Below are 11,444 nucleotides of genomic sequence, written 5' to 3'. Positions count from 1 at the left end.
ACGCTGCCGGTCAGCCGATCTCCAGTGCGGTGACTTTCCACAGCCCACGGACCAGTTCCAGCCGCAGGGCTATGGCGCGCACACGCCGGGCTTCGGCGACCACCAGCGACGCTTCGTAGGCGCCCTCGGCGGCCCGGCAGACCCGGGAGGACCTCACTACGGTGCTGCGGTGCAGCCGTAGCGGCGCGCCTCCGGTGGACCGCAGTCTGGCTTGGTGCGCCTTGACGATGTCTGCCCGGTGCACCAGCTTTTCGTAGCAGGCGGGGTCGAGCCAGCGGGCCAACTGCTGGACAGGCCGAGTACCGGCGACCGCTTCCAGACAGGCCTGCGCCACGGACCGGGCCGTAGCCGTCACCTGGCGCACTTCGGCCTCTGCAACCGGGGCAGCAGGGGGATGCAGCAGGACCGGCGGAGCCGCAGCCCTGGGCCCGGCTGGCCGGTCCGCTGCAGGGTCCGGTCTCCTGGGCTGCAGCCGGATGACGGGAGCGTAGTAGCTGTCAGGTCCCGGCGGAGTGACCCGCCGGACCGTCAGCGGCCGGGGCGCGCCGCTGGCGGGTGCCAGCGCGTCGGCCTGGGCCGCAGCTTCAGCGTGTTCGGCCGGTACCGCCTGGAGCCGTCGTACGTTGTCCATGTCCTGCCCTTTCTTTCCATTGGTGGTGCCTGGTGTCCTAACGCGGCGGGGGAACGGCGAGAACCTGTCCCGGCCGGATCAGTGAGGGGTCCTGGCCGATGGTGGCCCGGTTGGCGGCATGCCAGTCCGGCCACCGTTCGGCTATTTCCACATCCGTCGCCAGCGGGCCGAGCTCGGCAGCCGCGAGCTGCCACAGGGAGTCGCCGGCCGTGACGGTTACGGTCCGCACGCTGCGAGGGTCATGCCGGGTGAGCGGTTTGGCGACCAGGCCGGGTGACGCTGCCGGAGGGGCAGGTTGCCACGCAGGGTCCACGGCGTCGTCGGCGGGACCGGCCGGTTGCCACCGTGGATCGATGACACCCGCATCGGCTGGGGCCGTGGAAGCCGGCGGTCCAGCCACGCCCGCCGCGGCGGAGCCATGGGCGACCGGAAGAACCATCAGATTCAGTCCGACGACGGCGCCCGCCAACCGCAGCAGGAAGGCCGGACTCGCTGCGGCGGAGAGCGCTGCCAGCCGGAGGTGTCCGGACTTCGCCAGCATGGCGCCGGCCGCAGCTGCTGAGAAGCCCAAGAGAAGCCAGCACAGCACAGCGGCACCGGCCCCGAGGGACAGAAGCGCCAGCGCGTCCTGGTAGTTGCGCGGCGGCCACAACGAACCGGGGCTGATCCTCGTCCCGGCCAGAACCAGCACTGCGCCGCTTGCCAGGATCAGCCCGGTGGTGACGAGGTCGGAGATCATTCTGCGCATCGGATGCCCTTTCCTTACCCCTCTGAGCAGTCTTTGATGTCATTTGATGCTGTTTAGTTGCGTTTGCAACTAGAGGAGTCCACATCGTGGCACTCAGGGCAGTTGGTTGTAAAGGGCTGTGGACGATTGACGTTGTTTGGCCGACGTTCTTAGGCTTGCGCCATGCGATGGGACGCCCTGTTCGAGGATCTGGAGGCCCAGTTGCACGCCGCAGACCGGCTGGAGCTGGAAGCCGAGGTCAACGAACGCGCCCGGATTGAGCTGGCCGCCGTGGATCTCGCCAACAGGCTGCGCGGACAACTGGGGACCCAGCTGCGCGTCAGTGTCGGCAACCAGCTCGGGTTCGACGGAGCGCTCTCCCACGTCGGGTCGACGTGGCTGGTGCTCAACGAGGGAAGCCGGAACGTGCTCGTGCCGTTGGCTGCCGTGCAGTTGATCGAAGGCATGGGCCGGCATGCGGCGGCGGAGGTGTCTGCCGCTCGCCGGCTGGGGCTGGGCTCGGCGCTGCGCGGGCTCGGCCGGGACCGGGCCGCGATCGGCGTCTATCTGGCGGGCAGTTCCGGCACGGTGGCGGCCGAGGGCGTGATCGACAGGGTCGGCGCCGATTCCTTCGACCTTGCAGCTGTGCCGTCCGGAGAGGACCGGCGCGCGGCGAACGTCCGTTCGGTCTTGACTGTGCCGTTCACTGCTATTGCGGCGCTCGTTTCGCGACGCCTGACGTGACGGCGCCGTTCACTGCAGTTGCGGCATTCGTTGCGCGGCGCCGTGTCCGGATGATCACTCGGCGTTCGACTTGGCTTCTTCGATCAACCGGCGCGTCTGCGCGTACTTGTCCTGGATGTATTGGTCCAGCACGACCTGCTCCACCCGCCACTGGCCCCGGCCGCCGATCTGGATGGCAGGCAGCTCTCCGCTGCGCACCAGGGCGTAGGTCTGGGACGAGGAAATCTGCAGTTCTTCGGCCACGTCGGCCAAAGTGAGGAACCGTGGCATGGGCAGATCCTTTGGAGCGGGAACAAGTTTTCCCCATTATGGCACCGTTTGATGCCGTTTGACGGAGCTGAGGCGCAGTTGTTCATACCGAGGGTTTTTCCACAGCTGGCGTCCTGAACAGGCGGGTGTGGTTCCCAAGCGGCACCGGCTCGACCAGAATGGTGCCACCCGCGGTCCCGGGGCAAAGGTTCGGACCGCAGCATCGCTGTCCGTCCGGACGCGGGGGACTGAGGGGGAGATCCTTGACTGCTGCCATCGCGGAAAAAGCCGCGGCGCCACGCTTGAAGCGCCCGTCCTGGAAAGACCCACGGCTGCTGGTGGGACTGCTGCTGGTGCTGGCGTCAGTCGCCGGTGTTTCCGCGCTGGTGGCCACGGCGGACCAGACCGTAGGCGTCTTGGCAGCCAGAACGGACATTGCGGTAGGGCAGCCCGTCACCGCTGATGACCTGGTGGTCGTGGACGTCAGGCTGGGCGAGGCCGCATCCCGCTACCTGGCGGCGGACACCGGGCTGCCGGCAGGCGCGGTGGCCACCGGGCTGGTCCGCGGCGGGGAACTGCTGCCGGCGTCGGTGCTGGGCACAGCTGACGACCTGGATCGGAAACCGATCGGACTGAACATTGACAGCCCGCTGCCGGAGGGCGCCGGCCCCGGCTCCAGGGTGGACGTCTGGGTGTCCTTGCCCGATGGCCGCAACGGCTTCGACCAGCCGGAACTGCTGCTCGCCGCGGCCGAGGTGTCGCAATTGGCCGACACCGCCTCGGCGTTCGGTTCGTCCGGTGCGGAACGGCTGCACGTGCTGGTCGGTGATGAGTCCATGCCGGCGCTGCTGCACGCGCTGGCCAACGGTGCCCGCATTACCGTGGTGCTTAATCCGGGCGGCACGTCGTGAGCCTGCCGGTGCTGACCCTGGGCACGGCGGCCACGGACTTTGTCTCCGGCCTGGAGCGGCTGCACGGGCCGGTAACGGTGGTCCGGCGCTGCACCGAACTGGCGGAAATGCTGGCGGCGGCGCAGTCCGGACTGGCCCGCGCTGCCATTGTCGCCGGCCAAACCCAGGCCCTTGACGGCGGGGTGGTGGAGCGGCTGCACAGCGCAGAGGTCTCCGTGGTGGCGCTCACCGACGACGACGGCGAACGGCTCCGGCTTGACGGGCTTGGCATCCGCACCGTCGCGGAATCCGTCGAGCCCGAGGCCTTGGCAGCCCTGGTGGCCGAGTCGGCCGCCCAGCTGCAGGGCTTAGGGGCACAAGCAGCGGGCTCCGGCATCCCGCGGCTGGCGGGGCTGGCCGACCCAGCCAGGGCATTGCAGCCACGCGACGCCGACCCTGTGCCACCCGGACTGCCGGCCGCGCAGGGCCAACTGGTGGCGGTGTGGGGCCCGGCCGGGGCTCCCGGCCGCACCACGGTGGCGGTCAACCTCGCCGCCGAATACGCAGCCGCCGGGCAACGCGCGCTGCTGGTTGATGCGGATACCTATGGGGCAAGCGTGGCGGCTTTCCTGGGCCTGCTGGACGAGTCTGCGGCTTTGGCCCACGCCTGCCGGATGGCGGACCAGGGCGTGCTGGACCGGGAGGCCTTCGAGCGGGTCTGCTTGAAGGTGGCGGTGACCGGAACTACGCTGCGGGTGCTGACCGGGATTACCCGGGTGGACCGCTGGACCGAGCTGCGGCCAGCGGCTCTGGCAACCGTGCTGGAGCTGGCGCGCGGCGTGGCGGACGTGGTCGTGGTGGACTGCGGGTTTTCGCTCGAGCACGACGAGGAGCTGAGCTTCGATTCGATGGCTCCGCGGCGCAACGGTGCCACCTTGCGGGTGCTGGAGCTCGCCGACCGGGTGCTGGCCGTGGGCAGCGCCGATGCGGTCGGGCTGCCGCGCTTGGTGCGGGCCCTGGACGAGCTGGAACACGCCGTGCCTTCGGCGTCCGCGGAGGTGGTGCTCAACAAGGTCCGGTCGGCGGCAGTGGGGGCGCGGCCGGAGGCACAGTTGCGGGAAGCATGGGAACGGTTCGGGCCGGTGCGCGAAATCCGTGCCCTGCTCCCGGCCGATCCGACGGCCGCCGATGCGGCGTTGCTGGGCGGCTCGGTGCTGCTGGAGTCTGCGCCGGGCTCTGCGCTGCGCCATGCCATCGCCGGCTTGGCAGGCAGCCAGCTGCCGGCGCCAAGGCGGGGACTCCGCCGTCGGGCTTTGGCCAAAGTGAAGTTTTGAACCTGCCGGGTTAGGCTTGCGAAAGGACCGCAAAGGCGCGGTTTGGACACACCTATCGGAGGCGTTTTACATGTCGACTGGATCCAGCATGGCGGATCTGTCCAGCTCAGCAACGAACGATGAGGAATTCATCGCCAAATACTACGAGCACCTGGCCGCGGACGATGCGGCCAGCTACAGTCCCGATGTGCTCAGTTCCCGGGCGCTGGCACACCGCGACCTGGCCGCCCACCGGCCGCCGGCCCAACCAGTGATCGGGATCCATGACGAACCCGACGCCAGCGTCGTCATGATCGTCACCGATGACATGCCGTTCCTGGTGGATTCCGTCACGGCCGAGGTGGTCCGGCATGGCATTGCCATCCGGATGATCATGCACCCGACTTTTGTGGCAACCCGCGAGCGGGACAGCCACAACCTGACCGGCGTGGAGCGGGTTCCCACCAGCGCCGGAGTCTCCAGCGGCGACACGGCGGCGCTGCCCAACCTGGCCTCGTTCGAGGCCGGCGGCGACAAGGTCCTGCGGATCGAATCCTGGATGGCGGTGGAAACCGCCCGGATCGACCCGGCGAAAGCCGCAGAGCTGGAAGCCGGGCTCAAGAGCGTCCTGGCGGATGTCCGCGCCTCGGTTGAGGACTGGCCGGCCATGCGCCGGCAGGTGCGGCAGGTCGCTGCGTCGCTGGATTCGGTGGTGGGCGCCGAGGAGGTACCGGACCTCAACGAGGCCAAGGCCCTGCTGGAATGGCTCGACGACGGCAATTTCACCTTCCTGGGCTACCGCGAGTACGACCTCGTCACCCAGGACGGCGAGGATGTCCTGCTGGTCCGCCAGGACAGCGGCCTGGGCATGATGCGCCGCACCAGCGATGCACGGCGCGTCCAGCACCTCACCGAGGAAGGCCGCGCCCGGGCCCGGGAGAAGCGCGCCCTGGTGATCACCAAGGCAAACTCGCGTTCCACCGTGCACCGTGCCGCGTATCTGGACTACATCGGAGTGAAAAGCTTCGACGCGCAGGGCAACGTCGACGGCGAGCGCCGCTTTATCGGCCTCTTCGCCACCAGCGCCTACAACCGTTCGGTGAAGAACGTCCCGATTGTCCGGCAGAAGGTCGCTGCAGTGCTGCGGCACAGCGGTTTCCCGGCCGATTCCCACTCCGGCAAGGATCTGCTCTCGATCCTGGAAACCTATCCGCGCGACGAGCTGTTCCAGATGGACACCGAGGAGCTGGCAGCAACGGCGATGGGCATCCTGCGGCTGCAGGAGCGGCGCCGGACCCGCCTGTTCCTGCGTGCGGACGTCTACGGCAGGTTTGTCTCAGCGCTGGTGTTCCTGCCGCGCGACCGCTACACCACCGCAGTCCGCCTGCGCATCCAGGACGAGCTGCGCCGCACTTTTGACCCGCAGAGCATTGACTACGAGGCGCGGATGTCCGAATCCGCCCTGGCCCGGCTGTTTTTCCGCATCCGGTTGAAGCGGGACTCCGGGGTGCCCAAGGTGGATGCCGCCGACCTCGAGCGCCGGCTGGCACAAGCCTCCCGGTCCTGGTCGGAGGGCATCGACGAGGTGCTCCGCGCCAACTTCGACGCCGAAAGCGCCGCCCGGCTTTCGGCGGACTGGAAGGACGCGTTCCCGCCCAGCTACCGGGTGGACTATGAAGTGGAAGACGCGCTGGAGGACATCAGCCGCTTCCGCAGCTACGAAGACGGCGAAGCCGGGGCCGCCCCGGTCCTGCATGTCTATGTCCCGGAGAAGCGGAACGATGTGCTGGCCGCCGACGCCCGGCTGAAGCTGTACCTGCCGGAAGCACGGTCGCTGAGCAACATCATGCCGGTGCTGCAGAACACCGGCCTGGAAGTGCTGGACGAGCGGCCGTTCGAGATCTTGACGGCCGGCGGCGAGGACTACTTCCTGTACGACTTCGGCCTCCGGTACCCTGCCGGCGTTGATCCCATCGCCACCGGCGGCCTGCTCGAAGAAGCCTTCGGCGCCGCCATCACCGGGCGTAGCGAGTCGGACGGCTTCGACCGGCTGGTGCTGGCCGAGGGAATCGGCTGGCGCCAGGTGGCCGTACTGCGCGCCTACACCCGCTATTTGCGCCAGTTGGGCAACCTGGTGTCCTACGCGTTCGTTTCGGACACGCTGTTGGCCAACCCCGCCGTGGCCCGGGCACTGCTGGCGGTGTTCAACACCACCTTTGATCCGGATCTCGACGGTGACCGCGAGGCGGCAATCGAGGCTGCCCGTTCCGACTTGGCAGCCGGCCTGGAGGCCGTGCCGACCCTGGACGCCGACCGGGTGCTGCGCTCGCTGGCCAATCTGATCGAGGCAACGCTGCGCACCAACTATTTCCAGAACAAGCCGTACTTCAGCTTCAAAATCAGTCCCGCGCAGATTGAAGGAGCACCCTTCCCGCGGCCGAAGTATGAAATCTGGGTCTATTCGCCGCGCGTCGAAGGCGTCCACCTGCGGTTCGGCGACGTGGCCCGCGGCGGCCTGCGCTGGTCCGACCGGCGCGAGGATTTCCGCACCGAAATCCTTGGACTGGTCAAGGCACAGACGGTCAAGAACGCGGTGATCGTGCCGACCGGCGCCAAGGGCGGGTTCTACGCCAAGCGGCTGCCGGACCCGACGGTGGACCGCGCGGCCTGGATGGCCGAAGGCCAGGACAGCTACCGCACCTTCATCCGCGGCTTGCTGGACATCACCGACAACCTGGTCCGGACCGAATCCGGCCAGGAAGTGGTGCCACCCGAGCGGGTGGTTCGGATGGACGGCGACGATACCTACCTGGTGGTCGCCGCCGACAAGGGAACCGCGAGCTTCTCCGACATCGCCAACGACATCTCCTTGGAGTACGGACACTGGCTGGGCGACGCCTTCGCATCCGGCGGCTCGGTGGGTTACGACCACAAGGAAATGGGCATCACCGCCCGGGGCGCGTGGGAATCGGTCAAGCGGCACTTCAGCGAGCTCGGCGTCGACACACAAGCCGAGGATTTCACCGTCGTCGGGGTGGGAGACATGAGCGGCGACGTGTTCGGCAACGGCATGCTGCTGTCCGAGCACATCCGGCTGGTCGCTGCCTTCGACCACCGGCACATCTTCCTGGACCCGGACCCCGACGCCGCTGCCTCCTTCAAGGAGCGCCGCCGGCTGTTCGAGCTGCCCCGGTCGTCCTGGGCCGACTACGACGACAAACTGATCAGCACCGGTGGCGGGGTCTACCCGCGGTCGGTGAAGTCGATTCCAGTCTCCGAGCAGGTCCGGGCCGTGCTCGGATTGGATCCGCAGGTCACCAGCATGAGCCCGCCCGAATTGCTGCAGGCCATCCTGCGCGCGCCGGTGGATCTGCTGTACAACGGCGGCATCGGCACCTATGTGAAGGCGTCGACCGAGTCGAATGCCGAGGTGGGTGACAAGGCCAATGACGCCATCCGGGTGAACGGTGGCGAGCTCAGGGTCAAGGTGATCGGCGAGGGCGGCAACCTGGGCATGACCCAGCGCGGGCGGATCGAAGCCGCCAGCCAGGGGATCATCCTCAACACCGACGCCATCGACAACTCGGCCGGTGTGGACTGCTCCGACCACGAGGTCAACATCAAGATTTTGGTGGACCAGATGGTCGCCGCCGGGAAACTGCCGGTGGCGGAGCGGGCCGACCTGCTGCACTCGATGACCGAGGAAGTCGGCCGGCTGGTGATCCAGGACAATATCGACCAGAACGTCCTGCTGCTCAATGACCGCCAACAGATTATCAAGGCAAGCCCGAGCTTTGAACGCCTGATGGACTGGCTGGAGAGCCATGCGGAACTGGACCGGCAGCTGGAGGCGCTGCCGACCACCGAAGAACTGCACGAACGGATTGATGCAGGCCTGGGCCTGACCTCGCCGGAGCTGTCCGTGCTGGCGGCCTACGCCAAGATCGAATTGACGCATGCGCTGAGCATCAGCAATTTGGCCGACGACCCGTATTTCGACCGGGTACTGCGCGGCTACTTCCCGCAGGAGTTGGTGGAGCGGTTCGGCGACGACCTGTCCGGCCACCCGCTGCGACGGGAAATCATTGCCACCGTGGTGGCCAACGACATGATCAACATGGGCGGCATTACCTTCGCCTTCCGCGTCTTGGAGGAGACCTCGGTCTCGGAGGCCGAGGTAGCACGGGCCTTCGTGGCGCTGCGCGAGATCTTTGAATTCGACAAGCTCGTGGAGGAGCTGAACGAGCTGCCGGCCAGCTTCCCGACGGAGCTGTGGTGCACGGTGCACCTGGACATGCGCCGTCTGCTGGACAGGACGGTGCGCTGGTACATCAACCATGTTGACAGCGGCACGCCGGTCGCCGAGGGCATCGCCGCGTTCAAGCCGCAGATGGACCCGTTGCGCAGCCAACTGGTCAAGTACCTGCGCGGTGAGGACCTGGAACGGGTGCGCGGATGGCTCGCCAGGGCGGAAGAGCGGGGGCTTCCGGAGGAGATCGCCCGGCAGTGGGCCGAGCAGTTCGAGAGCTTCGGCTTGCTCGACGTCGCCCGGATCGCCGGGCAGGTGGACGAGCCGGTCGAGTCGGTCGCACACGTCTACTACACGATCTACGACCGGTTCGAGGTGGACAATCTGCTCGAGCGCATCACCGCGCTCCCGCGGGAAGACCGCTGGCAGTCGCTGGCCCGGGCCGCCATGCGCGACGACCTGTACACCACCGTCACCGACATCACCGTTGCGGTGATGCAAAGCACCCAGCCGGACGGGCAAGCGGAAGCCAGGCTCGACGAGTGGGAGCAGGCCAACGCCGAGAACATCAAGCGTGCCAGGGACATGTTCGAAGAAGTGAACAAGCTCGAGCAGGACGACATGGCCTCCTTGTCGGTGGCCTTGCGCCTGATGCGTTCGACAGTGCGGCGGTAGCTTGGCGATCTTCACCGACCCCATCCGCGACTACGCCGATTTCCGGCCGGGCGATGCAGAATGGCTGCATCTCCTGGTCGGCGACTGGCAGCTGATCGCCGACCTGGCGTTCGCCGACTTGGCCCTCTGGTTCCCGACGCCGGACGGCAGCTACGTGGCCCTGGCGCACGTGCGGCCGTCGACCACCCATACCGTGTTCCACCGCGACTTCGTCGGGGAGCGCATCCGTGCGGACCTGAAGCCGCTGGTGGACGCGGCGCGGGAGTCGCAGACGATCGAGCGGTCGTCGGAGGCGGACTGGACCACGGAGATGGCCATGCGCGTCGAGGCGGTTCCCATGGTCCGCAACGGCCGGACCCTGGCGATCGTGACCTCGCACATGGATCTGTCCAGCTCACGGATGCCGTCCCGGCTGGAGCTGACTTACCGGCAGTGCGCCTACGATCTGCTGAAGATGGGCACGCTGGGGTTATGGCCGGACTTCGCGTCTCCGACCGGGTCGCGCCGCGGCGCTCCCCGTGTCGGAGACGGGCTGATTCGGCTGGATGCCGACGGGGTGGTGGAGTACGCCAGCCCGAACGGCGTCTCCGCCTTCCGCCGGCTCGGCGACGTCGAGTCATTGGAAGGCCGTTCCCTCGCGGAAGTGACCACGGCCCTGCTCAAGGACCGCCGGATGGTCGATGAGACCCTGCCGTTGGTCGTGACCGGACGCATGCCGTGGCGCACCGAAATCGAATCCCGCGGCGTTTCGCTCTCGCTCCGGGCCATCCCGCTGAGGAACGAACGGGAGCGGTTCGGCGCCCTGGTGCTCTGCCGGGATGTCTCCGAACTGCGCCGGCGGGAGATGGAGCTGGTGTCGAAGGACGCCACCATTCGGGAAATCCACCACCGGGTGAAGAACAATCTGCAAACGGTGGCGGCGCTGCTGCGCATGCAATCGCGGCGGATGGTCAGCGACGAGGCCAAGCAGGGGCTGGAGCAGGCCATGCGCCGCGTGGCAACGATCGCGTTGGTGCACGAGACGCTCTCGCAGGGCTTGGCGCAGAATGTCGACTTCGACGAACTGATCGGGCGGCAGTTCCGGCTCTCGGCCGAAGTCGCCTCACCCACCCAGGCCGTCCGCACCGAACGCACCGGCGAGTTCGGCGAGCTGCCCAGCGAATTCGCCACCCCGTTGGCGCTGGTCATTAACGAGCTGGTGACCAACGCCGTCGAGCACGGCTTGGCCGGGCGGCACGGCACCGTCCTGCTGACGGCCGAGCGGTCCCGGCGCGGCGAAGAAGAGCTGCTCACCGTCTCGGTGGAAGACGACGGAGTGGGGCTGCCCGATGAACCTCGGCGGGAGGGCCTGGGGCTGCAGATTGTGCGCACCCTGGTCACCAGCGAACTGGGCGGCCGGATCGAATGGACGGCCCGGAATGGTGGCGGAACTTGCGTGCGGATCGATCTGGTGCTGAACAACAACACGGCCCGTTAGGCCGGAGCTGCCGGGCCTGGAAACGCCAGAGGCCGCTGCCGGAATGAATCGGCAGCGGCCTCTGGTAAAACCTGGGTTCGGGTCAGGACGCCCGACGGGCCCGGGCAGCGCGGCGCTTAAGTGCACGGCGCTCGTCCTCGCTCATGCCGCCCCACACACCGGCGTCCTGGCCGGATTCGATGGCCCACTGCAGGCAGGTATCGATTACCGGGCAGCGTCGGCATACGCTCTTGGCCTCTTCGATCTGCAGGAGTGCCGGCCCGGTGTTCCCCACGGGGAAGAACAGTTCGGGGTCCTTATCCAGGCATGCCGCGCGGCTACGCCAATCCATGCTGATCACATACTCCTCTAAATGGTGTCCGGGTTAAATAGTGTCCGGCTGGGGGATTCGTGAAAACATTCACGAACAGACTCATAGAAAAGGGAGCCGGACCGGCCCCCTTTGCTTCGCCATCCAGCGTTTCATGTTAAATCCATGTAAACAAGGGG

9 protein-coding genes are annotated in these 11,444 nt (G+C 67.5%); 5 read left to right on the top strand and 4 right to left on the bottom strand.

Annotation, left to right across the window (positions count from 1 at the left end; translation table 11 throughout):
- Nucleotides 1-10 precede the first annotated feature (10 nt).
- Entirely contained in the window at nucleotides 11-631 is a 621-nt protein-coding gene (locus E4J89_RS19640) for an Rv3235 family protein (protein ID WP_240691674.1), read from the bottom strand.
- Nucleotides 632-668: 37 nt separating this feature from the next.
- The gene (locus E4J89_RS03100) at nucleotides 669-1,379 is read right to left on the bottom strand and encodes a hypothetical protein (protein WP_136784654.1); all 711 of its coding nucleotides are present in this window, start codon (nucleotides 1,377-1,379) and stop codon (nucleotides 669-671) included.
- Between the two features lie 162 nt (nucleotides 1,380-1,541).
- Here E4J89_RS03100 and E4J89_RS03095 point away from each other — a divergent pair, with 162 nt between their 5' ends.
- Entirely contained in the window at nucleotides 1,542-2,102 is a 561-nt protein-coding gene (locus E4J89_RS03095; protein WP_136784653.1) for a hypothetical protein, read from the top strand.
- Nucleotides 2,103-2,156: 54 nt separating this feature from the next.
- On the opposite strand, the gene E4J89_RS03090 is transcribed toward E4J89_RS03095, so the two are convergent.
- Entirely contained in the window at nucleotides 2,157-2,372 is a 216-nt protein-coding gene (locus E4J89_RS03090) for a helix-turn-helix domain-containing protein (RefSeq protein ID WP_136784652.1), read from the bottom strand.
- A 242-nt stretch (nucleotides 2,373-2,614) separates the two neighbouring features.
- Between E4J89_RS03090 and E4J89_RS03085 the strand changes: the two genes are divergently transcribed.
- The 4 genes from E4J89_RS03085 (at nucleotide 2,615) to E4J89_RS03070 (ending at nucleotide 10,955) form a co-directional block, all read left to right on the top strand.
- Nucleotides 2,615-3,262 carry an SAF domain-containing protein gene (locus E4J89_RS03085; protein ID WP_240691673.1) on the top strand — a complete coding sequence of 216 codons (648 nt, stop codon included), beginning with the start codon at nucleotides 2,615-2,617 and terminating at the stop codon, nucleotides 3,260-3,262.
- Nucleotides 3,259-4,575, top strand: coding sequence for a chromosome partitioning protein (locus E4J89_RS03080; RefSeq protein ID WP_136784651.1), 1,317 nt, complete (start codon nucleotides 3,259-3,261; stop codon nucleotides 4,573-4,575). The genes E4J89_RS03085 and E4J89_RS03080 overlap by 4 nt, the downstream gene beginning before the upstream one ends.
- A 70-nt stretch (nucleotides 4,576-4,645) precedes the next feature.
- Nucleotides 4,646-9,478 carry an NAD-glutamate dehydrogenase gene (locus E4J89_RS03075; protein WP_136784650.1) on the top strand — a complete coding sequence of 1,611 codons (4,833 nt, stop codon included), beginning with the start codon at nucleotides 4,646-4,648 and terminating at the stop codon, nucleotides 9,476-9,478.
- 1 nt (nucleotide 9,479) lies between these two features.
- The gene (locus E4J89_RS03070) at nucleotides 9,480-10,955 is read left to right on the top strand and encodes a PAS domain-containing sensor histidine kinase (protein ID WP_136784649.1); all 1,476 of its coding nucleotides are present in this window, start codon (nucleotides 9,480-9,482) and stop codon (nucleotides 10,953-10,955) included.
- Between the two features lie 82 nt (nucleotides 10,956-11,037).
- On the opposite strand, the gene E4J89_RS03065 is transcribed toward E4J89_RS03070, so the two are convergent.
- Nucleotides 11,038-11,286 (bottom strand): WhiB family transcriptional regulator, encoded by a 249-nt coding sequence (locus E4J89_RS03065; RefSeq protein ID WP_086994524.1) that lies wholly within the window; start codon nucleotides 11,284-11,286, stop codon nucleotides 11,038-11,040.
- Nucleotides 11,287-11,444: the final 158 nt, after the last annotated feature.

It is taken from the genome of Arthrobacter sp. CAU 1506, assembly GCF_005047635.1.
GTDB lineage: Bacteria > Actinomycetota > Actinomycetes > Actinomycetales > Micrococcaceae > Crystallibacter.
Note: the sequence above shows the minus strand (reverse complement) of the source record. Positions and strands in the feature narration are given on the sequence as shown.